The sequence below is a fragment of the Dehalobacter sp. 12DCB1 genome (genome assembly GCF_004343605.1).
Taxonomy (GTDB): Bacteria; Bacillota; Desulfitobacteriia; order Desulfitobacteriales; family Syntrophobotulaceae; genus Dehalobacter.
This window is the reverse complement of sequence record NZ_POSF01000018.1, coordinates 1-24,938: the sequence shown is the minus strand read 5'-3', so window position 1 is coordinate 24,938 and position 24,938 is coordinate 1. Positions and strand designations below refer to the sequence as shown.

Genomic DNA, 24,938 nt, shown 5'->3' with positions numbered 1-24,938 from the left:
GAATAAGGAGAGTAAATAAAATGGCTAAAATGTATTATGATCAAGATGCTGATTTGGGACTGCTGAAAGGAAAGACGATTGCGGTAATGGGTTGGGGAAGTCAGGGTCATGCCCAATCCCAAAACCTTAGAGATTCCGGTTTGAATGTTATCGTGGGCTTGCGCAAAAACAGCGCAAGGTGGAAAGAAGCCGAAGAAGCCGGCTTGACTGTGATGACGGTTGCTGAAGCAGCAGCCAAAGCAGACCTGATTCAAATCCTGCTGCCGGATGAGACCCAGAGCAGGATCTACCGGGAAGAGATCGAGCCGTCGCTTACCGCTGGCAAAGTACTTTGCTTTTCACACGGCTTTAACATTCACTTTGGTCAGATCGTGCCGCCGGCTGATGTCGACGTAATCATGGTTGCTCCGAAGAGCCCGGGACACCTTGTCCGCCGAACCTATACCGAAGGTGCAGGAACACCGGGACTTATCGCCGTCTATCAGGATGCTACCGGCAATGCCAAGCAGATCGGTCTTGCGTACGCTAAGGGAATTGGCTGTACCCGCACCGGTTTGATCGAAACGACATTTGAAGAAGAGACTGAAACGGACTTGTTCGGTGAGCAGGCCGTGCTTTGCGGCGGTGCGTCCGAATTGGTCCGCGCCGGTTTTGATACCCTTGTCGAAGCCGGTTATCAGCCGGAGATCGCCTACTTTGAGTGTCTGCATGAACTGAAATTAATTGTCGACCTGATGTATGAAGGCGGAATCAGCCGGATGCGCTACTCCGTATCCGATACTGCCCAGTACGGGGACCTGATGGTAGGTAGACGGATCATTACGGAAGAAACCCGCAAGGAAATGAAGAAAGTACTTTCTGAAATCCAAAACGGAGAGTTTGCCCGCAAATGGCTTTCCGAAAACCAGGTTGGCCGTCCCGTATTCAATGCCATGACCCGCAGGGATGCCGAACATAAGATTGAAAAAGTCGGTCAAGAGCTTCGTTCCATGATGCCGTGGCTGAAGAAAAAATAAAGCCTGCCGAATCCCTATTTTGACTATTTGAGTAGGTTCGCAGGTACAATAATATATTCGGGTAGGTCTGCGGGCCACAATACCGCTTTCGGCAAATTGAGCCCTCCATGGCTCAAATAGCCGCGCTGCGCAATCCATGCTTCGCTTGTCGCGGAACTGTGGCCCACAGACTGATCCTAAGTATGATACAGCAGTTTTTATAAGCTAACTTTTTCCAGAATATAGCATTTAGATGTTTGGTTTTTTAAAAGAATCTGTGTTCTAGAATGTTATACTTGCATGTCGATTCCAACAATGTATTTTTCAGAATAATATAACTAAAATATACTCCAAAGATTAGTCTCCGTAATATATAGCCAGCGTAAGCGGAGCAAGGAGTGCGCAGCGCGGCTTTTTGAGCCAGGAGGGCTCAATTGCCGTAAGCGGCTATATATTACGGAGACCTACCCGGATAATCATAAGAACGAATCTTAGAAACGAATTTACTGGATATCATAAAGTCGCAGGGGGTGGATAGGGTGAGACGGATTGAATTTTTTGATACGACGTTAAGGGACGGGGAACAATCTCCCGGCGTTGCGCTGAATATGGAAGAGAAGCTACAGATTGCCCGTCAGCTAGAAAAACTGGGTGTGGATGTTATTGAAGCTGGTTTTCCGATCACTTCTCTGGGTGATTTTCAGGCCGTATCCCTGATCGCTGAAAAAATCAGAAATACGACCATTGCTGCGCTTGCCAGGGCAGAAGCCAAGGATATTGAAAGGGCCTGGGAGGCGATCCATATTGCGGAAAGCCCACGAATCCATACATTTATTGCGACATCTCCGATTCATATGCAGTACAAACTTAGAAAAACACCAGATGAGGTGTTGGAACGCGCTGTCTATGGGGTCAAGCTGGCAAAATCCAAAGTTAGTGATGTAGAATTCAGTGCTGAAGATGCTTCGCGCAGCGATATAGATTTTTTGGCCAAAGTATTCTCGCTGGTCATTAAAGAGGGCGCAACTGTAATCAATATTCCGGATACTGTCGGGTATGCGATGCCCGCAGAATTTGCTCAGTTTGTCAAAGCGATCATGGACAAAACCGATGGTATTGAAAAAGTCAAAGTAAGCGTCCACTGCCATAATGATCTCGGACTGGCCGTCGCGAATTCCCTGGCCGCAGTTAAGGCAGGCATTCATCAGATTGAATGTGCGGTCAACGGCCTCGGAGAACGGGCCGGGAATGCTGCGCTGGAAGAATTGGCCATGGCGCTGCATACCCGGAAAGACCTTTATGAGGTCGAGACAGGTATCGTCACCCGGGAGATTTCCCGGACCAGCAGTCTGGTCAGCAGACTGTCCGGTATGAGGGTCCAGCCCAATAAAGCGATCGTAGGTAAAAACGCTTTTGCGCACGAATCAGGCATTCATCAGGACGGAGTCCTCAAAGAACGCAGTACGTATGAAATTATGTCCCCGGATGCCATCGGACTCGATATGAATACGATTGTCCTTGGTAAACATTCCGGGAGGCATGCGGTTAAACAGTCTCTGGACGACCTGAGCATAGAAGTCAGTGAAGAACGCTTCGAGAAGCTTTTTGAAGACTTTAAAACGCTTGCTGAAAAGAAAAAGATTATCACGGAAGCTGATCTTTATGCGCTTGCTGAAACGCAGGAGGCAGAGGAAACGCTGGCCTTAAATTACTGGCAGATTCTAAGCGGCAATAACCTGAAGCCTACAGCAACGATTGGCTTAGAGCTGAAAGATGGGAAAGAGCATCACGATGAGCTGGTGAAAGCGGCTTATGGTGACGGTCCTGTAGCGGCTGCCTATAAGGCAATCGACAAAATTGTTGGGATTGAAGGAAAGCTGCAGAATTTCTCGTTACAGGCGATTGACGTCGGCGAAGATTCTCAGGGTGAAGTGACCGTAACGGTTTCGTTCGGTGATCACACTGTTGCCGGACGGGGTGTCAGTCCGGATATTATTGAGGCCAGCGTCAAAGCGTATGTCCAGGCTGTCAACAGGGCACTCAGCAAAGGCTGGATCAGCCTGAAGCAAAGATAATATCTAATATCAACCCATTATCTTATCTCGCAGGTACTGAATGTTCGCGCAGATGAGATAATATCATATGAACAGGAGCATAGGCAAAAGGAGGTTATTGCCCATGGGTATGACGATAAGCGAAAAAATTCTGGCAGCCCATGCCGGAGTAGATAAAGTTGTTCCCGGAGAAATCATCAATGCCAAATTGGATATAGTCTTATCTAATGACGTTACGGCTCCGGTGGCGATCAAGGAGTTTGAAAAGTTAGAAATTGAAAAGGTATTTGACAAGGAAAAAGTAGCATTGGTACCCGACCATTTCACCCCAAACAAGGATATTGCTTCGGCGGAACAATGCAAAACTGTCAGGGAATTTGCTCGGAAACATGAGATTAAACATTACTGGGATACCGGAAGAGTCGGCATTGAACACTGTCTGCTCCCAGAACAGGGTGTGGTTCTACCCGGTGACCTGATTATCGGTGCCGACTCCCACACCTGCACGTACGGCGCACTCGGCGCTTTTGCAACCGGTGTCGGCAGTACCGATTGCGCGGCTGGGATGGCCACAGGTGAGGCTTGGTTCAGAGTCCCCGAAACTTTAAAATTTGTTTTTCACGGTACGAAGTTTCAGCCCTATGTCGGCGGCAAGGATTTGATTCTGTATATCATCGGCAAAATCGGCGTTGACGGTGCCCGCTATAAAGCGATGGAATTTGCCGGAAACGGCATCAAAGCACTCTCTATGGACAACAGGCTGACGATGTGCAATATGGCAATCGAGGCCGGCGGCAAAGCGGGGATCATTGAACCGGACGAGATTACGCTGGAGTACGTCAAAGCCAGGGCAAAAAGGGATTATAAAGTCTATCATAGCGACCCGGATGCCGTATACGAGAAAGTCTACGAATTTAATACAGAAGATATTCCGCTGCAAATCGCTTTCCCGCATCTCCCGGAAAACACCAAATCCGTAGATGAAGCGCGCGGCATAAAAATAGATCAGGTTGTCATCGGCTCGTGCACGAACGGACGTCTTGAGGATCTCGAAATCACGGCTAAGATTCTGAAAGGGAAGAAGATCCATCCGGATATCCGCTGCCTGATTTTCCCGGGCACCCAGGATATTCTGCTTGAAGCGATGAGCCGCGGCTGGATTCAGACCATGATTGAAGCCGGAGCAGCAGTCAGTACGCCAACCTGCGGGCCATGTCTGGGCGGCCATATGGGAATTCTGGCCAAAGGTGAGCGGGCACTGTCCACCACGAACAGGAACTTTGTAGGCCGGATGGGCCATCCTGAAAGCGAAGTATACCTGTGCAATCCGGCAGTCGCTGCGGCTTCAGCCATATGCGGAAAAATCGTTCATCCGAGGGAGGTCGTTGACAATGGGTAAAGCTTGGAAATTTGGTAATGATATCGATACGGATGTCATCATCCCGGCGCGCTATCTGAACCGCTTTGAACCGGAACATCTCGCCGCCCATTGTATGGAAGATGCGGATGCTTCTTTTGCGGCCAACGTGCAACCCGGAGATACTATGATCGGCGGCAAAAACTTCGGCTGCGGATCTTCCAGGGAACATGCTCCGCTGGCGATTAAAGCGGCCGGTGTCAAGGCAGTCATCGCAGAATCCTATGCACGGATATTTTACCGGAATGCGCTGAACATCGGGATGCCGATTTTGGAGTGTCCGGAAGCTGTCAAAGGCATTGAGTCCGGTGACGAGATTGAGGTCGATCTTCAGAATAGCACGATCCAAAACGTCAGCAAGGGAACAAGTTTTCAGGCCACTCCTTTTCCACCGTTTATGCAGGAATTGATTAAAGCCGGTGGGCTGGTTCCGTACGTAAAGGAGAAAAGAAAGAATGCCTAAAATTGCCGTATTACCCGGTGACGGGATTGGAAAAGAGATCATCCCTGAAGCGCTGAAAGTGCTTCAGGCAGTATTAAAAGACTGCCCGGTCAAGTTCGAATTCGACAGTTATCTGATCGGCGGAGCCGCAATTGATGAAGTCGGCAAAGCACTGCCTGCCGAAACACTGGATGCTTGTAAGAAGGCTGATGCAGTACTTTTGGGTGCGATCGGCGGACCCAAATGGGATACGCTACCGGCTAAGGAAAGACCTGAGCTTGGTGCGCTTTTGCCGATCAGAAAAGAACTCGGTCTCTTCGCGAATATCCGTCCAGTCAAAATGATTCCTTCGCTCATTTCAGCTTCCACCTTACGGGAAGAAGTCGTCAGAAATGTGGATATGGTTGTGATTCGCGAACTGACCGGCGGGATCTACTTCGGTGAAAAGGGAAGAAATGAGAATCCCAGGGCAGCCTATGACATCCTTCTCTACAATGAGGAAGAAGTCCGCCGGATCATTGAGCTTGGTTTTGAAACTGCCAGAGGCAGACGGAAAAAGCTCTGCTCGGTCGATAAGGCCAATGTGCTCGAGTCGTCTCGTTTCTGGCGGGAGATTGCTGAAGATGTTGCAAAAAAATATCCGAATGTCGAACTGACGCATATGTATGTTGACAATGCCGCCATGCAGCTAGTGCGTTATCCGGAACAGTTCGACGTGATCGTCACAGAGAATATGTTTGGAGATATCCTGACCGACCTGGCTTCGATGCTCGGCGGCTCGATCGGCATGCTCGCTTCAGCCAGCCTGAACGGTAAGAAAGGACTGTATGAGCCTGCTCACGGTTCCGCACCGGACATTGCTGGTCAAAACAAGGCAAATCCACTGGCGACGATCCTTTCGGCGGCGATGATGCTATGCTATACGTTTGACTTGAACGAAGAAGCCGGTAGAATAGAGAATGCTGTGACCAAAGTTCTGGATCAGGGCTACAGGACAGCCGACCTGGCCAAACCTGGAGATAAGGTGCTCGGGACAAAAGAAATGGGAGACGCAGTGGTGGCTGCGCTGTAAGGTTTAACAGTGTTTAAGAATAAGGCCGCTATGATTGTTGAAATCATTGCGGTCTTTGATTTTTTTTGTGTCATCCGTGACAAAGGATGGTGTAATTTGAAAATTTCAAAGCAAATAAGGCTCTATAATATAATGTTGACAACATAATCATTTTATAATACCATGCATATAGTGTATATACACTATACGAGGTGATTTCCTATATGAAAAACAATGAAAAGAAGCCGTCAATCTGTAATTGTCTGAATTTACGTAGGGCTGCTTCGGCAATTACAAAAATATATGATGAAAAGCTGGCCCCAAGCGGATTGACAGTCAGCCAGTATTCAATTTTGAAGCATCTAAAGTTTTTTGGTCCCATTAGTGTCAGTGACCTGGCTATAAAAATCAGGTTGGACAGGACGACTTTAGTCCGTAACTTTAAACCTCTGGAAGCTGCATTCTTAATTATTGATGTTTCTCAAAAAGGCGCCCGGAACCGTCAGCTTCAATTAACCCAAAAAGGGATTGAGAAATACATTGAGGCGGAATACCTGTGGAACGATGCGCAGAATTTCATTAAACAGGAACTCGGAAAAGAAAATATTGAAAAATTAACATCTCTCCTTTCCGTGATTGAGAGGTTGGGATCTTAATTTGCCTTATCCGTGTATATACACATACACTATGTCATATAAAGGAGAGCAAAATCATGCATGTAGAGAATTTGATTCAGGATAAGGCTTATGAATTCGGTTATGAAAAGTGTGGGATTGTCCGTATTCAGGATTTAGAAGGTTATGATAAATGTCTAAGGGAACGTATCGATAAAGTCCCCGTCTCAAAGATGTTCTATCGGAGCCAAAGCCGTTTGACGGATCTGCAAGAGCGGTACCCCTGGGCAAAATCTGTTATCGTCGCTGTTTCTCATTTTGGACATTATAAAGCACCTGGGGAGTTAAAAGGGCATATCGCTAAACACTATCTATTTGACGGACGTGTCAATACGGAATCTAAGGAATTCAAGAGAAGCGTTGCGATGGAACAATTTCTGCAGGACCTGGGACTCAAAACAGCCTCAAACCGGAATTTTGGCATCGTTGGATTGCGCTGGGCGGCCATGAAGGCCGGGCTTGGAATCATACGCAAAAATAATTTCTTTTATACGGAATCCGGTTCCTGGGTGGAACTAGAAGCGTGGATTACCGACAGGGATATGGAATTGGTTGAATCAACTAATTTACCGATTTGTCCTGAAGGCTGCTCCAATTGTATCAAAGCCTGCCCTACCTGCTCTCTTTCATCGCCTTATACAATGAATCCGCTCAGCTGTGTCTCCTTTCTCACCACTTTTGGCGGCCGTGATTTGGCAAACGATCCTCTTGGCAAGAGTTTTGGAACCTGGATCTACGGGTGCGATGCCTGTCAGGACGCATGCCCGATGAACAGCGGCAAATGGACGGAGAAGGATGAATTTCCCGGTGTTTTAGAAATATCGCTTTGTCTTACACCAGAAAACATAATGAAAATGGAAGAAGAATTTTATAAGCATAACATACAGCCAAAATTCTTTTACCTTTCTCCGGATGAATTATGGAAATGGAAAGTAAACGTATTGAATTTCATGCGGAATAATTATCAGGAAAGCTACAAGCAATATATCTTGGAGGCATGCAATAATGAAAATGAAAAGATTCGCGATATAGCACAGACGATTTACAAAGATGTCTTCAACAGATAATCAATTACAGTAAAGCAAGGGATCATCATTTTTTATCAAGCATAGGTAAAAGAGTCTTCCAGAATTATTTTGGGAGGCTCTTTTTCTAATATACAATTGCAAGTTTTGCTGAGACCAAAAGGGGTTAATTTGTTCTCAATTTTTTGGCTAATAATTTAAAAATTTAAAAAAGATTAAAATCTTTTCCACGTGATAAGAAATGCGGACTTTTCTTTTGATATATTTACTTGTATAGACAGCGGATTGGAAGCTATCATTCCAGGCTAAAAAACTGTCAACGCAACGGTATCAAAGAAAAATTTTAAGGAGGATGATTGAAAGTGGTGGATTTGAAAGTCCTGACTCAAGCGATGTCCGATTTGGACGAAGACGTGTTAAACAAGGCGATTGATGAAGTACTAAGCAAAGAAAACAATGCAGCAGAAGTTCAAGAAGTTGTTAAAGCCTGTCAGCAAGGTATGACGCTCGTAGGTGAGCGTTATGATTCGGGCGAATATTTTATCGGGGACCTGGTCTTTGCCGGGGAAGTGTTACAAAGCGTAATGGACAAGCTCAAACCGGCTTTAAGTGCAGGGTCCTCAGCAAAAGGCGGAAAAATTGTCCTGGCTACCGTTTTCGGAGATCTTCATGACATAGGTAAAAATATTTTTAGATCCATGGTTGAGGCCGCAGGTTTCGAGGTGATTGACCTGGGGATTAATGTTCCGGTTAGCCAGATCGTGGACAAGGTAAAAGAGGTTAACCCTGATATTGTCGGATTAAGCGGTGTACTGACCTTGGCGCTGGACAGCATGAAAGAAACAGTTGACGGTCTTGCTGAAGCAGGCCTTAGAAATTCAGTCAAGGTAATTATCGGCGGAGTACCGGTTAATGAGGTTGTTTGTAAAAGCATAGGAGCCGATGGTTTCTCGACTAACGCTGCTGAAGGCGTAAAAATATGCCAGAGATGGGTGGGTTGATCAATGAGTGAAGTTGTGAATCTATATCAAGAGCGTCTGGACCGGGTTTATAAAACCTTGAGGCTGGAACAAGCAGACCGCGTTCCGGTGTTAGGCACTTATGGTACCTGGAGTGCCTATTATGCAGGATATACCGATTCTGAAACCAATTGGGACACAGATAAATGCGGGAAAGCAATGATGAAAGTGGCGAATGATATTCCGTTGGATATGCTTCATCAGCCCTTTTCCAGACCTGGCGGCGTGTATCAGGCGTTGGGGAGCAGTTCATTCCATTATTTAAGTGACAGCAATATCGTTCAGTATTCCGATGAGGGTGCGAAAATAATGAAAGATGATGAATATTCCGAATTTACTAAAAATCCATTCAGGTTTTTGGTAGAAAAGGTTTTGCCGCGAAAATATGCCGAACTGGCCAAAGACTCCCCGATGAAGGATTTGGCATTTGCCAAAGGCGCCATGAAGTTCGGAATGTTTGGCGCCCAGAAGGGAGCCATTAAGGGTTCGCTTGCCGCACAAGGAATGCCTGTGTTATTTGACGGTATTATTTTACACCCGATGGATTGGATTGCCGATTTCTTCCGGGGCATTAAAAACACATTTATGGATATCCGCCGTCGTCCGGTTGAGCTCGCTGAAGCCATCCAAGCGTTTACACCGTTGGTCATCAGACTCGGTATGGGTCAGGTACACATGGGACCGCCGAGTCCAAATCCCAAAGTTCTTCTTATGCCGCTGCATTTACCTACGATGCTCAAAACAGCGGATTTTGACAAGTATTACTGGCCGTCATTTAAAATGATTATGGAATTCTTCGTTGCCCATAATGTCTATGTCATACCGTTCTACGAAGGGGATTGGTCACGTTATTATAATCATCTTCAAGAACTGCCTGCCAAGAAAACAATGGGCTGGTTCGAACATGGCGATCCCAAAGAGCTTAAGGATAAACTCAAAGATACCATGTGTCTTATCGGAGTTTTCCCGGCGACTTTACTGCAGTATGGCACCAAGGAAGAGTGTATTGCCAAAGCGAAAGAATTATTGGATGATCTGGCGCCTGGCGGAGGATACATTTTTGGTACTGATAAAGAACTTATTGCGCCTCAGGATGCGAAAGCAGAAAATGTTATCGCCGTAAACAAGTTTGTCATGGAGTATGGTATTTATAAATAGGAGGTACCTCGCGATGGAAGAAAAGTTATTGATTTCTTGGAGTGATATCGTTAAGGAGCATCCGGAGCTCGCAGATAAAGATCCAGCAATGGGCATGAATTGGGATATCGGGCAGGAAATGATTTTTGCCTATGTCACTTTCCTGGCGCTTTTTTAAAACGAAGAAAATATATTACCACCCGGGAAATAGGAACAAGAATATCATATGAAGCAAAGGCTTAAAGCCAGGAGAATATCCTGGCTTTTTTATCCGGCCTTTTAGGTTATATTTTTGAACAGATCACGCGCCCCTAATTTTCATTTGTTTTTTTACTGATAATAATTTTGAAAATTTAAAATATATAAATTACCCCCTTAGTAAGCGCTAAGATTTTTTAAATTTTACCTATGATATATTAACTTGTATAGACAGCAAATTTTATTATCATAGACTAAAAAAATAGCTGTAAAAAACTTAAGGAGGATGGTTTGAAGTGGTAGATTCGAAAGTCCTGATTCAAGCGATGTCCGATTTGGACGAAGACGTGTTAAACAAGGCGATTGATGAAGTACTAAGCAAAGATGACAATGCCGCAGAAGTCCAAGAAATTGTTAAAGCCTGTCAGCAAGGTATGACGCTCGTAGGCGAGCGCTATGATTCAGGCGAGTACTTTATTGGGGATTTAGTCTTCGCCGGGGAAGTGCTGCAAAACGTCATGGACAAGCTCAAACCAGCTTTAGGCACAGGGTCCTCAGCAAAAGGCGGAAAAGTCGTCCTGGCTACTGTCTTCGGAGACCTTCATGATATCGGTAAAAATATTTTCAGGTCCATGGTAGAAGCCGCGGGTTTCGAAGTGATCGACCTGGGGATCAATGTTCCGGTTAACCAGATCGTGGACAAGGTAAAAGAGGTAAACCCGGATATTGTCGGATTAAGCGGCGTACTGACTTTGGCGCTGGACAGCATGAAAGAAACAGTTCACGGTCTTGCTGAAGCAGGCCTTAGAAATTCAGTCAAGGTGATTATCGGTGGCGTACCGGTTAATGAGGTTGTTTGTAAAAGCATAGGAGCCGATGGTTTCTCCACAAACGCAGCTGAAGGTGTCAAAATATGCCAGAGATGGGTGGGTTGAGCAATGAGTGAAGTTGCGAATCTGTATCAAGAACGTTTAGACCGAGTATTCAAAGCCTTTAATCTGGAGCAGCCGGACCGTGTACCGGTACTGGGTACTTATGGGTCTTGGTGCGCCGAGTTTGCAGGGTATACGGATGCAGAAACCAACTGGGATATAGAAAAAGGCGGCAAAGCCATGATGAAAGTAGCCAGCGAAATCCCGCTGGACATGGTTCATAACTACTTTGGCAGGCCTGGCGGCGTTTATCAGGCGTTGGGGAGCAAGGCATTTCATTATCTGAGTGACAGTACTGTCGCTCAGTATTCGGATGAGCATGCCCAAATCATGACAGCTGATGAATATCCGGAGTTTGCCAAAGATCCGTTCAGGTTTTTAGTAGAAAAGATCTTGCCGCGGAAATATGCCGAACTGGCCAAACCTTCACCGATAAAAGACTTAGCATTTGCCAAAGGCGCTATGAAATTCGGCATGTTTGGGGCACAATCTGGGGGTATTGTAGGCGCGCTTGCCACGCAATACGGAATGCCTATGCTATTTGACGGTGTTATTTTACACCCGATGGATTGGATTGCTGATTTCTTCCGGGGCATTAAAAATGCCTTCATGGATATCCGCCGTTGTCCCAATGACTTTTTGGCGGCTATTGAGGCATTTACGCCGTTGATTATCAGGCTTGGTATGGGTCAGGCTCTTATGACGCCGCCGAGGCAATATCCGAAGGTTCTGGAATTACCGATTCATTTGCCCACAATGTTGAAAACTTCTGATTTTGATAAGTTCTTCTGGCCGGCGTTTAAAACGATTATGGAGTTTTTTGCTTCCCAGAACATCAATGTCGTACCAATTTATGAAGGCGATTGGTCTCGTTATTACGATCACCTACAAGAGCTGCCTGCCAAGAAATCCATGGGTTGGTTTGAATACGGCGATCCGAAAGTAATCAAAGAGAAACTCAAGGATATCATGTGTATTTCCGGGCTTTATCCTGCGACCTTGCTGCAATTTGGCACGAAGGAAGAATGTATCGCCAAGGCCAAAGAATTAGTGGATATTCTGGCCCCGGGCGGCGGATATGTATTTGGTACGGATAAGGAACTGATTACAGGTAAAGCGGAAAACATCATCGCCGTAAACAAGTTTGTCATGGAGTATGGTGTTTATAAATAGGAGGTGCTTCACGATGGAAGAACAATTGTTGATTTCTTGGAGTGATATCGTTAAAGAGCATCCGGAACTCGCAGATAAAGATCCTGCGATGGCTATGAGCTGGGATATTGGACAGGAAATGATCTTTGCCTATGTAACTTTCCTGGCGCTCTTTTAAAACAAAGGAATAAGGAACTAAATATAAATTAAGCAAAAGTAAGTAAGACAACCGGGTTTGGTCCCGGTTGTCTTTTGTTCACTTTGCATAATTGAGGAGTAAAGTGAAAGAGAAATTCCAATTTACTCTGAGAATGTCTCAAGAAATTTTTTGGTTACCTTAGACAAATATCTGTCCTTTACCCATACCACTGCAGGTTCCTTTTCAAGGAAAGATTCCTTAATATGTAGAATTTTTATCTTGTCATAAAAAACAGGGTTGATGCTGAATTTGGGGACTAAGGTCAACCCAACTCCCAAAGTAACCAAAGTCAGCAGTGTAGAAATATCAGGGCAATCGAATATTACATCAGGCATTAAGCCGTACGCATTAAACTTTTCGAGGATTTCCTCATATAAACCTCTTCCCTCAATTCTTCTCAATAGAAGGAGAGGATAGGTAACAATATCTTGTAAGCTTATAGTATCCTCAGGAAAAAACATGTTCCAGTCTGATGGTATTACAACCACAAACGGCTCTTTGGGCAAACGTAGGGCCTTAATTTCTTTGGATTTAACGGGAAGTAATAGCAAAGCAACTTCAATTGATCTTTTCTCCAACATTTCTTCAAGAAAACGCGAATCGCCCAGCAATAATTTAAAATAAAGTTTTGGATATTGATCCTGAAGGAGCTTAATTCGGCCAGGCAGTAAGGAAACGCAAGTTGACGACGCGCCAATGAGTAGCGTTCCTCGAATTCCATCTCTGAATTCTTTGACTTCTTTTTTAGTATCTTCCATTAAATTCATCAATTCTACTGCGCGTTGATACAACAATATTCCAGCCTCAGTCATTTCCCAACGTTTGGAGTCTCTGATAATTAACGTCGTTCCCAGCTCATCTTCGAGCTGCTTGAGTTGTTGGCTCAGAGGGGGCTGGGCCATATTCAAAGCCTTTGCTGCCAGTGTAATCTGTCCTTTTTCAACAATTGTCCGAAAGTAACGTAATTGACGTATATCCATGAGTACCCCTTTCTTGATTCGATACAAAAATCATATGCATATATCACTATATATATATTATACATATCAATGGTTTCCTGATAAACTAATTTTTAGAAAATACAAAAAATTATAGAAATGGTTCAAGAGGACAAATATCTTTGAGCCAAATAAATCAAGTATGAGAGGAGTTTATTTATGACGGAACAAACAGAAAAAGGATGGCAAAGCTACCATACGGTATGGGCAATGTTGTTTATTGGCTGGGTCGTATCATATGCTGATCGCGCATGTACTGGTCCGGTGGTGAGCTGGATGATTGCCAATAAGGTGGGTTTTTTGAGCGCTGCTGCAAACCCGTATGCCCTTGGCGGATTACTGGGAAGCTTATTTTTTGCCGGATACATGCTGACACAATTTCCTGGAGGATACTTCGGAGACAAATTTGGTTATCGCACAATCATTGTTATTAGTATCTTCTGGGCGGGAATTACAACACTTTTAACCGGTTTGATTGGCGGCTTGATGGTTTTTGTTGCTTTACGTGTATTAACCGGGTTAGGCGAAGGCGTTCTTTATTCAAATGACCGCTCCTTGGTTGCCCAGGTGACTCCCCCTAAGAAGCTTGGTTTAGGAATGGGTGTCGTTATGGCCGGGCTTACTGTGGGGCTGTCGGCGGCTTTGGTTGGAACAATATATTTGATAAATGCGGGTAAGTCTGTTTTAGGTCAAAATGCATGGAAAATGCCGTTTATCGTTCTGGGGATAGTTACCATTGTCGTGGCTATAATCATGCGGATTGCTTTAAAGCCGAAAGATAAAAGCGTTTCTGAAAATTACATGAAGGCCATAATCAATTTATCTAAATATTCCATAGTTTTCTTGATTGTCATTATGGCTATTTATTTTGCGGCAAATACGGTAGGATTAAGTGATATAATGATTGCTGTCATTTTATCCTTCTTGGCCATTGTATTTTTAGGCTATATTGTCGTTACTAAAGGCGGCGAGGTTGGCCCTGTACTAAAGGATAGAAACCTTATTCTTATCTACCTTGTACACATCCCCTTATTATGGCATCTCTGGTTTTATAGTTTTTGGGGCGGTGCCATTGTCAAAGATTTTGGTGGCGGAACGCTCACTGCGGCGCTTCTTGTTATATCATTTAATGCCATTGCCGGAGTCATCGGTTTTCCTTTGGGCGGCAAAATATCCGATATGGTTTCCCATAAACCCAATGGCCGCCGCAATACATTTATCGTCATGTTGGCGCTAATGACATTATTTATTTTTATCTTCACAGCCTATGTAACGACCGGTGGAAAAGATATGGTTATTCAATCCATTATACTATTTCTTTCGGGTTTGATTTACTTCGCTTTATGTCCGGTCGGACACGCCCTAGCTTCAGAGAACGCACCGGCCAATTTACGTGGCGCAGCTTTCGGCACATTGAATCTTGTTTCTGAGATCGGTGCTATTTTGGCTCCGGTAGTCTCCGGTGTGCTTCGCGGAAGCTCAGGAAATTGGGGGTCAGCTTTGATTTTAGATGGTATTTTAATGGGTGTAGCTTGTCTCTTGGTTATCGGCGTGCGTACTAAAATTTCTTCAAATAATGGGTTGGTGGGTTGATCAATGAGTGAAGTTGCGAATCTGTATCAAGAACGTCTAGAACGGGTATTCAAAGCCTTCAATCTGGAACAGCCAGACCGCGTACCTCTGCTTGGCACGTATGGTTCCTGGTGCGCCGAGTTTGCAGGGTATACCGATGCAGAAACAAACTGGGATATGGAAAAAGGCCGTAAAGCCATGATGAAAGTGGTCACTGAAATCCCGCTGGACATGGTTCATCGCTACTTTCCCAGGCCAGGCGGTGTTTATCAGGCATTAGGGAGCAAAGCATTTCATTATTTGAGTGACAGTACTGTCGCACAGTATTCGGATGAGCATGCCCAAATCATGACAGCCGATGAATATCCGGAGTTTGCCAAAGATCCGTTCAAGTTTTTGGTAGAAAAAATCTTGCCCAGGAAATACGCCGAACTGGCCAAACCTTCACCGGTAAAAGAACTGGCATTGGCTAAAGGCGCTATGAAATTCGGTATGTTTGGGGCGCAATCCGGAGCTATTGTCGGTGCAATGGCCGGTCAATACGGAATGCCCAAACTTGTTGATGCTACGATTATCCACTCGATGGATTGGATTGCTGATTTCTTCCGGGGCATTAAAAACGCCTTCATGGATATCCGACGTTGTCCCGGGGAACTTTTAGCAGCAATAGAGGCGTTTACACCGTTGGTCATCAGGTTTGGCATGAGCCAGCTTAACATGGTTCCACCGAAACAATATCCCAAAGTTGTTTATATACCGATGCATTTACCAACGATGTTGAAAACATCGGACTTTAACAAGTTTTACTGGCCGTCCTTTAAAAAGATCATGGAGTTTTTTGCTTCCCAGGATATCAATGTCGTTCCAATTTATGAAGGCGATTGGTCTCGTTATTACGATCACCTACAAGAGCTGCCTGCCAAGAAATCCATGGGTTGGTTCGAATACGGGAACCCTAAAGAGATCAAGGATAAACTCGGAGATACCATGTGTATTTCGGGACTTTATCCGGCAACTTTACTGCAATTTGGTACGAAAGAAGAATGTATCGCCAAGGCCAAAGAATTAGTAGACATTCTGGCACCAGGCGGCGGATATGTATTTTGTACCGATAAGGAAATCATCACAGGCAAGGCGGAGAATATCATCGCAGTAAACAAGTTTGTCAAGGAGTATGGTATTTATTGATAGGAGGCGCTTCATGGTAGAAGAAAAATTGTTGATATCCTGGAGTGATATTGTTAAACAACATCCGGAACTCGCAGATAACGATCCTGCGATAGGTATAAATTGGGATATCGGACAGGAAATGGTTTTTGTTTATGTAACTTTCCTGGCGCTGTTTTAAAACAAAGAAAATACGGAAGAATTAAAAGACAATCGGATTTGATCCCGGTTGTCTTTTGTTCACCTGCATAATTGAGAATAGGTGCAGTAATGGACTTGTTAAGTAACGTAAACCATGTGGTTACAAAAAAATGTTGCAACTATATAATAGAAATGCTTTTTAGGCTGCTACCTCAGAGAAGATATATAACTAACCGGGCCACCATGTCAAAACAATTTGAACGGTAGCATTACGGATGGCATAAAAAATTTAACGCGAATTAAACAATAAAAGAAGTTAATATTGTATAATATATGCGCTATTGTTAAATTCTTAAGATAGTAAAAGACTTAACAGCCGTATTCAGTCTACCATAAAACATTCAGTAAAATATTTAATGTATGTAAACATTTAAAACATTTTTTATATACAAAGTGAGGAAAGGGGAGATAGGCATTTAACCAGCATATTACCCGGCGGTTGAAAAAATGACGGGAGGAAGACGAGTATGGAAGAAGATCTTAAAAAATTGGACGTAGTAGTTCCGGATACATTCTTTCCAGTTGAGAAACTAGTTAAGTATACTCATTTAGGGTCTGTAAAAACTTATCCGAAAGGAAGTACGGTTGTTTTTCCGGGAGATAGAATGCTAACTCTAGGTTATGTCATTTATGGAAGGCTTAAAATCAATTTGTTCATTGAGGATGAACGGGAAAAATTGATGTATTTTGCTGGGAAGTATTGTATATTGAGTCTTTTATTCACAGAGTTCAGTGGCATCTATGCTGTTGCCACTGAAGACAGCCAAGTTTGTTTTTTTACAGAGCAACAAATCAGACAAATCTTTTGTATAGATGATGATATTGTAATTGATGTTCTTAAGAACTATCAATCCAAAATAAACTATTATGTTAAACAAGTAACCGAGATGGATTATTTTAATCCTACTGTCAGAGTTGTAAGGTTGCTTTACAAACTTTGCCTCGCCAGTGGCATCGAAGTGAATGATTGTATAGAAATCAATATTGACCTATCGATGAAAGATATATCGGAGATTACGGGGACGCATTATGTAACAGTATCTAAGGTATTGGGATGGTTAAGAAGGCAGAATATCCTGGAAAAAAAGAAGAGCAAAATAATTATCCGTGATTTACCAAAGCTTTATATGCTGACACATGAAACACATGTTTTAGAAGTAGCGCATGAGAAAAGAATAAGACAATTGAAAAATAGGAAACAATAAAAATTAGTTATTTCTAATTATTTTAACAACAGGCAATTAAAGTTTTAAACCGGTTTAAAGCTTTAATTGCTTGTTGCTTTTATAATGTATCTGTAATGAACAAAATCTACTTCATTAACTGGGAAGGAGGTGAAAAATTATGAGCACATTTTTGATTTTTATCGCCGGCGTGTTATTTTTAGGAGGAATTATTTTCATTAAACCCCGTGCCAAGCGTGAATTAATGTGGAAAACGGTTCTGAACTGGAGCTTATTTGTACTATGGTATGCCATTACTTGGACTGGTATTTCCTTTGTTTACATTAATGCCAGTGTTGGCCACGTCAAAGCAACAAGTACGGCAATATTTTTATTCCTAGGGATTTCTGTGGTACTTGCGGTTGTTTTGGCTCGTCTGTTAGGTTTTATTGGCGTAAAAAAAGCAAGCAATGCAGTACAAGCTTAGAAAGGAGGTAATAGCATGGTAGAAAAAATAGAGCAAAAACAAAAATTAGGAATGAACCGCCGCAATTTTCTGAAAGCTGGAATGGCCGCAACAGCAATGGGCGTCATAGGAGCGATCAAGGCTCCTGCTAAAGTGGCGAATGCTGCTACCAGTAATGTTAATTATTCTGCCGGAGCAAAAGGGCAATGGTCAAAACTCCATCCCGAGCATAACTATGGCGGAGCTAGCGTCCGTTTTGCGGAAAATAATGATCAATGGCTAGGGACATCCAAGCTTGTTGGGACTGTAAAAAATACCAACGAGGCTGATATGGGGTTTAATTTGGCCCGGAGGGGGCTAATTAGTGATAGAGCCCATAGAGGAGTTTTTAATTTCGTTCCTAAACATCCTCAAGGAGGAGCAATAAGTGCGACTCTCGGTTTGGTTGCCTCAGAAGCTGCAGTAGACGGCAAACCGGCGCCTGAAAAATTACCGATTCCCGACCCTGAGCAAATGTCCCAGCATATTAGAGACCTTGCCTATTTTCTGAGAGCTGATGAGGTTGGTATTGGACAAATGCCTTCTTATGCCTACTATTCCCATAAAGTTAATCCCACAAAGAATTTGACTTACCAACCGGTAGAGGAATGTGTTTACCCAGTAACACAACGCTATCCCTATGTAATCGTCGTAATGGTTGACCAACATCTGGAGACTATGTTGGGATCCACCGGCTATGACGGAGTCAGTGCATCTCAATCTATGCGCAGTTATCATGCTACGGCGAATATTGCGGTTATTATTGCAAAATACATCAGAAGTCTCGGCTATAATGCTAGAGCCAACCATGCAGGAAACTATATGGCCGTCATGCCACCTCTAATATTAGCAGCGGGATTGGGCGAATTAACCAGAACGGGAGATTGCGCAGCACATCCCCGGCTAGGATTCCGCCTTAAAGTAGCCGCTGTTACCACAGATCTGCCACTGCTTCCCAATAAACCAATCGATTTTGGTATGTTGGATTTCTGCAGAGTATGTGGAAAATGCGCGGCTGAATGTCCATCCAAAGCCATCACGCATGACAAAGACCCAATTGAATATAACGGTTACTTACGTTGGAACAGCGACATGAAAAAGTGCACGGAATTCCGTGTATCCAATGAAGAAGGTTCTTCCTGCGGACGTTGCATGAAAGTCTGTCCCTGGAACTCCAAGGAAGATTCTTGGTTCCATGAAGCTGGGATGTGGATTGGAAGCAGAGGGCAAGCCAATTCAAAGCTTCTCAAGTCAATTGACGATATGTTCGGCTATGGTACTGAACATATCGAGAAGTACAAGTGGTGGTTGGAGTGGCCGGAACTTTATAAGATACCTGCCAGTATCCCGGCTCCGGCCCCAACAGCTCCTCCTGCTCATTAAAATTATTTTTTCGTAATAGAACAATGCGCTCTAAGCGACGGGTTTTTAACCCGTCGCTTAATTTTATTCCATTACTGGAGGAGACCTTCTCCCATTGCTTCTTCACGTAATATTTTAACATGAAATGTTTTAGAGAAATTTAGTATGTGTAAAAAATAAAGCAAAAATCTTCTTTAAGGTTTGGCATTATTAATAAGAAAATATAAATGGAAATATTTTTAAAATTGTATCACTGGATATAGTCAATCATTTTAGCTGAAGTAAAATACAACTGAAATAATAATACCATTTAGGGAGGAGATACTACATGGGAAACAATTTTAACAGACGAAGTTTTTTAAAAGCTTCACTCATGGGTACTGTCGCTGCGGCTGTTGCAACGGCTGCGGTGGCAAAGGAAACATTTAATCCCTTAGTTGCAGAAGCGGCAAACATTGTAGCGCCTGTTAAGGAGACTTCGGAATTTCCTTACACAGTGGATCCAAAGTATCAACGTTTGCCAGGGAACAAGATTTACTACTTGAGAATGTGTGATCCGGAAGAAAACAAGACGCCGATACAATTTGTTCACGATGACGTTTCGGCAACAACCGGAAAAAAAGACACCGGAAAAGATCTGCCGAGAATTAACGCTGAGACCATCGGTATTAAAGGACGGCGGGCAACAGTCTCAGAAACAAGCGTTATATATTTTGCCCAACATGATGGTACGGTTTTGCCGCTGCGTCAAAAAGAAGTAGGCTGGCGCCAATTAGACGTAGCCTTGAGTGTTGCAGCTTGGTCGGTAGAGCTTTGGTACAACGGGTTTACATGCGTCGGCAGCGGCCCGGCCGGAATAATCCAGCATTACCCCATTAATCCTGAAACCAATGAAATGGCAAAGGAGCCTGTGGTCTTCCAAGGGTTGTTCAATTGGGACAATACCATGGCTGAAGACAAACGGAGTCAAGGGATGCAATGGAAATTCAACTCAGCGGAAGAAGCTACGAAAATTGTGAAAAAAGCAGCACGCTTATTAGGAGCGGACCTGGTCGGAATTGCGCCCTATGATGACCGCTGGACCTACGGTAACTGGTGCAGACCAAAAACCATGCCGTTTAAATTGCCAAACGGCAGAACGGTGTATATGGCGTATAACCTTGACAAATATCTTAAAAACCGCGAAGTGGAAGTATTTGGACTAAGTAATTTTGAAGCTGATTGGGTGAAATATGCCGGTTTCCAACCCAAAAATGTAATTGCATTGGCTTTTGAAATGGATTATGAGTCCTACCGAACGGCGCCATCAATCATTGAGGGCGCTGGGACCGGCAAAGCTTATTCCAATATGGGAGAAGTTTCTTTTAAACTTGCAACGTTTTTAAGAGAGCTTGGGTACTATGCGGTTTCATCGGGGAATGACACCGGAATGAGTGTTCCCATCGCTGTGCAGGCTGGTCTGGGGGAAGCAGGAAGAAATGGAATGCTTGTCACGCAAAAATACGGGCCTCGGGTTCGTATCGCCAAAGTCTATACCGATTTAGACATTATTCCTGACAAGCCGAGAAGTTTCGGAGTACGTGAATTTTGCCGTCTATGTATGAAATGTGCGGATGCTTGCCCTGCCCAGGCCATTTCTCACGAGAAAGAAGCGCGTGTTCTACAGCCTGAAGATTGTGGCACATCAGAAAACCCTTATACATCAAAATGGCACGTTGACGCACACCGCTGCAACTCTTTCTGGGCCTATAACGGTGGGAGCTGCGGAAGCTGTATTTCGGTCTGTTCCTGGAATAAAATTGGGCAGTGGAACCATGATATAGCCAGAATTGCTACCCAAGTCCCGTTGGTTCAGGACGCGGCACGCAAATTTGACGAATGGTTTGGCTATAACGGCCCCGTAAACCCTGAAGAACGAATTGAGTCAGGCTATGTCACGAACATGGTCAATGATTTCTGGAGTGACACCGAGCCGACAAAGTAAGAGGAGGGATATCCTACATGAAGATTTACAGTGTTTTAATTTGGATGGGTATCGGCATGTTGATGCTGCTGATTCAATATGGTATATGGAAATACTTAAAGTTTAAAGGGGAAAATACAATTCCTATGCAGTTATGTGCTTTTGCTGCCAATTTCTTGTTCGTTTTTGCTTTGGCTTGGGGTTATTCCAGCTTTGTTGAGAGTGAATACCAGGCCGTTGCTATGGGCTTTCTTTTCTTTGGCGGCGCGGCTTTGATACCGGCTGCAATAACGTATCGGTTGGTTAACCGTCCGTCAAAGAAGAAGGCAGACAATTCTGAAACCATCTCAGCTTGATCAGGTAAAAGGTTAAAATGACTCGTTAAGACGTATACAGCCACTTGCCTTACGGGGTCTTAAGTGGCTTTACGCCTTTATCATCAACGGTTTGTTGAAAATTAGAAAAGGATGAAAAAAGTGGAGAGGAAGAAGAGAGATCTTAAGTCCTATTATTTAATGGTTCTATTTTTTACGGCGGTTGCAGCAATCATTTATGGTGTTTGTTTTACCGGAAAAGCAGTTGATTACCCTGCACTTATCCAGCAGGACTTCCCGGGAGTTACCTCCATTGAAAAAATCTTAGGAACCCAGCGGGCTTATAAGATAGACGCCGCAGGGAAACAGTATTATGCGGTCTGCGACTCGGCAGTGGGATATCAATCCAGGATTGAAATCATGACGATTATTAACGATCGTGGATTGGTTGAGAAAGCAATTGTTACCCGGCAAGCAGAGACACCGGTTTTTTTTGAAAGGCTTTATAGCCAGAAATTTTTTGATCAATTTAACGGTCTTTCTCTTCGGGAGCCCATTTACCTGGGAGGCGCCTACGGTTATTCCGGTTTTCTGGATAAAAGACAAACAGGAAATTTTGTTGACCGGGTAACCGGGTCTACGGTATCGTCGCATGCTGTTGCCGAAGCTGTCAACAAAGGGACTTTGTATATCGCGTCGCAATTTTTTGCTAAGCAATGGTCGAACCCTTATGACGTTTACCAATTAAACAGTAAGACTTTAACGATGATTGTGGTTTTTCTTATGGCACTCGCCGCAACTTTTAGCAAGAAAATGTCCCGTTTCCGAATTTGGTGGCTTTTAATCATTATTGGCGTTATGGGTTTCTTTGTCAAAGAGTTTGTGACGGCAAATAATCTGTTCGCGATCGTAACGCTGCAAATACCCCGCTTGACCAATTTGGGATGGTACGTGATCATGGCCGGGTCGTTGGGCTTTGTTATCCTCTTTGGGAAGAATATTTACTGTACATGGGTTTGTCCTTTTGGAGCTGCACAGGAGTTTCTGAACAAAGCCGCAGGGTTTAAATCCTTGGGGATTTCACCGCAAATCACCAGGGTTCTGAAGCTGGCCGCCCCGACCATCCTATGGCTTGCAGTCATGCTGGGGACATGGGTTGGAGACTATGGGACCTTGGATTACCAGCCTTTTAGCGCCTTCTTTTTGTTTAAAGCTGTATGGGTCATGTGGTTAATGTTACCTGTTTTTATTTTTATCAGCCTGTTTATTAACCGGTTTTACTGTCAATTCTTTTGTCCCGTAGGCTTTATACTCAATTTATTGAATCGTTTGCGAAATAATGGGGTGAGAATATGGAATCAAACATGGAACCGACTATGGAACGGAATATGGAACCAAAGATGGAAAACCAACAAAAGCTAAAAATGAAAGATCTGTTATTTATCGGCTTAATTATCATGCTTGGTGCGGCACATGTCATTGTAATGCTTCAATCGGTTGGGATTATCCGTGCGGATCGCTGAAAAATCGGTAAGATACGCAGTATCAAGTAGTAGTTAACATGGAGGTTTAAGAAATGAAACAATTTGAACTTGGACAGTATAAAGGATTAAATCTCGAAAGTTTTGATGTATCAGTTAAAGAGGATGAAATGAAGGAAGCGATGGACGGTATTTTGAAATCTTTGGACGAAATACGCGTCGAGAAAAGGAATGAACCGATTGAAATAGGCGATTCTGTGATTGTAAATATTGTGGGAACAGAGATGGGTATGCCTTATCCGAAAGTGAAAGAAGACGGCTTACAATTCAAGGTGGGTGACGATAATGTTTTACCGGAGTTTTCAGCTAAGCTGCTCGGACAGAAGATGGGCGATACCGTCGTTTTTGATACGACAATACAACCAGTCTTAATTGAATTCCAAGCCTTATGGGGGCGTGAGATCACATTCTCCATCGAAATCATTAAAGTATTTATGATTCAAAAGCCGGAATTGACAGATGAAAGCATTCAAGAGATTGAGCCGAAGGTAAAAACGCTGCAGGGATTCAAGAAAATGCTGAAGAATAAAATCCTTCAGGAAAAAAGGGCTAGAGCACACGTTGCGAATATGAGTAAAGTCATGGGGGCAGTGGCCGAGAACTGCAAGTACGAATTTGATCAGGAGATATTAGATCAAGCAGCAGAGGATTTGTATCAGGATTATACCAGGGAACTGAAAAATGTTTTCAACATGGAACTCGTCGTTTACTTAATGCAAAGAAAGATGTCCTCAGATGAGCTGTTGGCTGAGTGTAAGGAGGAAGCCGCAAGAAGAATGCTTGGAGAAAAAATTTTAGACGCTGTAATCCAAGCAGAAGGAATCCGGCTTACAGACGGAGAAAGCGTAGATGAAGGAGAGAGACTGGAAAACTGTAAAGACATCCAGTCTCTGCGCAAAAAAGCAATGGATTTTTTGCTGCATGTGAATTTAGCACAATAGTTTTCTTAAATCATTATGTGAGGTAATCGGCATGTATACTGTTGATTCTTGTGTGTACTTACAATGGGTGGACCCGCCTGTTGGCGAGAACGTCATAGATCATGCGATGAGTAAAGGAATTAAAATGTTATATAAAAAAGGAACGACCATTCTGCATGAAGGGGAGATGGTGCATAATGCACACTTTGTATCCAAAGGCTGGGCTGCTTATTACTTGCACAATCTCCACGGAGAGTCAAGAATTGCCTGCTTGGTTGGTCCCAAAAGAGTATTCGGCTTAGGACCAACATTTGATAAGCTGCCGATTAATTTTAGTGTTAAAGCGATTGAGGATTGCGAGATCTATTTGGTTTCAAGGGCCGATCTGATCCAAGCAATGGTCGATGACTTAGAGTTAGGAATTGAAATGGTCGCCAACGTAACCAAGAGATTACGGTGTGTTTTTGAAGGTGCTAATATTTTTTCTTCTTTGTCATCTCCAAGAGAAAGGCTTATTTATTTTTTTGTATCCTTGCTTCAATCCCGGGAATGTAAAGAACACGGAGATTGGTTTGAACTGCCGGTGAATTTGTCCCACGAGCGGATAGGAGAAATTATCGGGGCCTCAAGGGTTACAATATCTCGAATCATCAGTAAGTATAAAATTACAGGTAAACTAAAAAGTTGTAAGAATAAACTTTATGTTCACAGGGAGCTGATACTCGAGGAATATGGAGAAATAGGAATTTAAGAAACGGATACCGTTAGGAAAAAATATAGAATTTTATACCACTGTCAAAAGCCAGGAGAAAATCCTGGCTTATTTTTTGAATATCAAAACCAGATTTCATTTTGTTATCGAATCCTTAAACTGAAAAGAATATTAGCAGGAGTTAACAAAAAACTTACCATGCGCTAATAATTTTTTTTTTTTTTT

Annotated in this window: 25 protein-coding genes; 24 read left to right on the top strand and 1 reads right to left on the bottom strand. The window is 43.6% G+C overall.

Going from position 1 to position 24,938, the window contains the following annotated elements:
- Positions 1 to 20: 20 nt before the first annotated feature.
- The 13 genes from ilvC to C1I38_RS14050 all read left to right on the top strand — a co-directional run bounded on the left by ilvC (position 21) and on the right by C1I38_RS14050 (position 12,274).
- Complete coding sequence (ilvC, locus tag C1I38_RS11155; RefSeq protein ID WP_119776378.1) at positions 21 to 1,016, top strand: ketol-acid reductoisomerase; 996 nt, start codon at positions 21 to 23, stop codon at positions 1,014 to 1,016.
- 518 nt (positions 1,017 to 1,534) lie between these two features.
- The gene (locus C1I38_RS11150; protein ID WP_131929719.1) at positions 1,535 to 3,070 is read left to right on the top strand and encodes a 2-isopropylmalate synthase; all 1,536 of its coding nucleotides are present in this window, start codon (positions 1,535 to 1,537) and stop codon (positions 3,068 to 3,070) included.
- A 103-nt stretch (positions 3,071 to 3,173) separates the two neighbouring features.
- A complete protein-coding gene (gene leuC / locus C1I38_RS11145; protein WP_131929717.1) occupies positions 3,174 to 4,448 on the top strand; it encodes a 3-isopropylmalate dehydratase large subunit in 1,275 nt (424 codons plus the stop codon).
- Entirely contained in the window at positions 4,441 to 4,929 is a 489-nt protein-coding gene (locus C1I38_RS11140; protein WP_131929715.1) for a 3-isopropylmalate dehydratase small subunit, read from the top strand. Before leuC ends, C1I38_RS11140 begins: the two co-directional genes overlap by 8 nt.
- A complete protein-coding gene (leuB, locus tag C1I38_RS11135) occupies positions 4,922 to 5,980 on the top strand; it encodes a 3-isopropylmalate dehydrogenase (protein WP_131929713.1) in 1,059 nt (352 codons plus the stop codon). Before C1I38_RS11140 ends, leuB begins: the two co-directional genes overlap by 8 nt.
- Before the next feature lie 203 nt (positions 5,981 to 6,183).
- A complete protein-coding gene (locus C1I38_RS11130) occupies positions 6,184 to 6,615 on the top strand; it encodes a MarR family winged helix-turn-helix transcriptional regulator (RefSeq protein WP_119776373.1) in 432 nt (143 codons plus the stop codon).
- Between the two features lie 56 nt (positions 6,616 to 6,671).
- Positions 6,672 to 7,700, top strand: a complete 1,029-nt coding sequence (locus C1I38_RS11125) for a 4Fe-4S double cluster binding domain-containing protein (RefSeq protein ID WP_119776372.1) — start codon at positions 6,672 to 6,674, stop codon at positions 7,698 to 7,700.
- 320 nt (positions 7,701 to 8,020) lie between these two features.
- Positions 8,021 to 8,659, top strand: a complete 639-nt coding sequence (locus C1I38_RS11120) for a cobalamin-dependent protein (protein WP_020492674.1) — start codon at positions 8,021 to 8,023, stop codon at positions 8,657 to 8,659.
- A gap of 3 nt (positions 8,660 to 8,662) precedes the next feature.
- Entirely contained in the window at positions 8,663 to 9,835 is a 1,173-nt protein-coding gene (locus C1I38_RS11115) for a uroporphyrinogen decarboxylase family protein (protein ID WP_020492675.1), read from the top strand.
- 13 nt (positions 9,836 to 9,848) lie between these two features.
- On the top strand, positions 9,849 to 9,992 hold the full coding sequence (locus C1I38_RS14055) for a hypothetical protein (protein ID WP_020492676.1): 144 nt from the start codon (positions 9,849 to 9,851) through the stop codon (positions 9,990 to 9,992).
- Positions 9,993 to 10,308: 316 nt separating this feature from the next.
- Positions 10,309 to 10,947, top strand: a complete 639-nt coding sequence (locus tag C1I38_RS11110; RefSeq protein ID WP_020492677.1) for a cobalamin-dependent protein — start codon at positions 10,309 to 10,311, stop codon at positions 10,945 to 10,947.
- A 3-nt stretch (positions 10,948 to 10,950) separates the two neighbouring features.
- On the top strand, positions 10,951 to 12,117 hold the full coding sequence (locus C1I38_RS11105) for a uroporphyrinogen decarboxylase family protein (protein WP_020492678.1): 1,167 nt from the start codon (positions 10,951 to 10,953) through the stop codon (positions 12,115 to 12,117).
- A 13-nt stretch (positions 12,118 to 12,130) separates the two neighbouring features.
- Positions 12,131 to 12,274: a hypothetical protein gene (locus C1I38_RS14050; RefSeq protein WP_020492679.1), complete on the top strand. Its 144-nt coding sequence runs from the start codon at positions 12,131 to 12,133 to the stop codon at positions 12,272 to 12,274.
- Positions 12,275 to 12,396: 122 nt separating this feature from the next.
- Here the strand turns inward: C1I38_RS14050 and C1I38_RS11100 are convergent, their stop codons facing one another.
- Positions 12,397 to 13,275: a LysR family transcriptional regulator gene (locus C1I38_RS11100; RefSeq protein ID WP_020492680.1), complete on the bottom strand. Its 879-nt coding sequence runs from the start codon at positions 13,273 to 13,275 to the stop codon at positions 12,397 to 12,399.
- Positions 13,276 to 13,452: 177 nt separating this feature from the next.
- Here C1I38_RS11100 and C1I38_RS11095 point away from each other — a divergent pair, with 177 nt between their 5' ends.
- The 11 genes from C1I38_RS11095 to C1I38_RS11050 all read left to right on the top strand — a co-directional run bounded on the left by C1I38_RS11095 (position 13,453) and on the right by C1I38_RS11050 (position 24,752).
- Positions 13,453 to 14,886 carry an MFS transporter gene (locus C1I38_RS11095; RefSeq protein ID WP_020492681.1) on the top strand — a complete coding sequence of 478 codons (1,434 nt, stop codon included), beginning with the start codon at positions 13,453 to 13,455 and terminating at the stop codon, positions 14,884 to 14,886.
- A gap of 3 nt (positions 14,887 to 14,889) precedes the next feature.
- Positions 14,890 to 16,053, top strand: a complete 1,164-nt coding sequence (locus C1I38_RS11090; RefSeq protein WP_020492682.1) for a uroporphyrinogen decarboxylase family protein — start codon at positions 14,890 to 14,892, stop codon at positions 16,051 to 16,053.
- A gap of 13 nt (positions 16,054 to 16,066) precedes the next feature.
- Positions 16,067 to 16,213: a hypothetical protein gene (locus C1I38_RS14045; RefSeq protein WP_020492683.1), complete on the top strand. Its 147-nt coding sequence runs from the start codon at positions 16,067 to 16,069 to the stop codon at positions 16,211 to 16,213.
- A 487-nt stretch (positions 16,214 to 16,700) separates the two neighbouring features.
- Positions 16,701 to 17,438 (top strand): Crp/Fnr family transcriptional regulator, encoded by a 738-nt coding sequence (locus C1I38_RS11085; protein ID WP_132102187.1) that lies wholly within the window; start codon positions 16,701 to 16,703, stop codon positions 17,436 to 17,438.
- A 139-nt stretch (positions 17,439 to 17,577) separates the two neighbouring features.
- The gene (locus C1I38_RS11080; RefSeq protein ID WP_020492685.1) at positions 17,578 to 17,883 is read left to right on the top strand and encodes a hypothetical protein; all 306 of its coding nucleotides are present in this window, start codon (positions 17,578 to 17,580) and stop codon (positions 17,881 to 17,883) included.
- Between the two features lie 15 nt (positions 17,884 to 17,898).
- The gene (locus C1I38_RS11075) at positions 17,899 to 19,284 is read left to right on the top strand and encodes a reductive dehalogenase (RefSeq protein WP_119774496.1); all 1,386 of its coding nucleotides are present in this window, start codon (positions 17,899 to 17,901) and stop codon (positions 19,282 to 19,284) included.
- A gap of 307 nt (positions 19,285 to 19,591) precedes the next feature.
- A complete protein-coding gene (locus C1I38_RS11070) occupies positions 19,592 to 21,247 on the top strand; it encodes a reductive dehalogenase (protein WP_132102185.1) in 1,656 nt (551 codons plus the stop codon).
- 17 nt (positions 21,248 to 21,264) lie between these two features.
- Positions 21,265 to 21,582, top strand: coding sequence for a tetrachloroethene dehalogenase (locus C1I38_RS11065; RefSeq protein ID WP_119774494.1), 318 nt, complete (start codon positions 21,265 to 21,267; stop codon positions 21,580 to 21,582).
- Positions 21,583 to 21,702: 120 nt separating this feature from the next.
- A complete protein-coding gene (locus C1I38_RS11060) occupies positions 21,703 to 22,962 on the top strand; it encodes a 4Fe-4S binding protein (RefSeq protein ID WP_132102183.1) in 1,260 nt (419 codons plus the stop codon).
- Between the two features lie 154 nt (positions 22,963 to 23,116).
- On the top strand, positions 23,117 to 24,022 hold the full coding sequence (locus C1I38_RS11055; protein WP_119774492.1) for a trigger factor: 906 nt from the start codon (positions 23,117 to 23,119) through the stop codon (positions 24,020 to 24,022).
- 31 nt (positions 24,023 to 24,053) lie between these two features.
- Positions 24,054 to 24,752: a Crp/Fnr family transcriptional regulator gene (locus C1I38_RS11050; RefSeq protein WP_119774491.1), complete on the top strand. Its 699-nt coding sequence runs from the start codon at positions 24,054 to 24,056 to the stop codon at positions 24,750 to 24,752.
- The last annotated feature ends 186 nt before the right edge of the window (positions 24,753 to 24,938 follow it).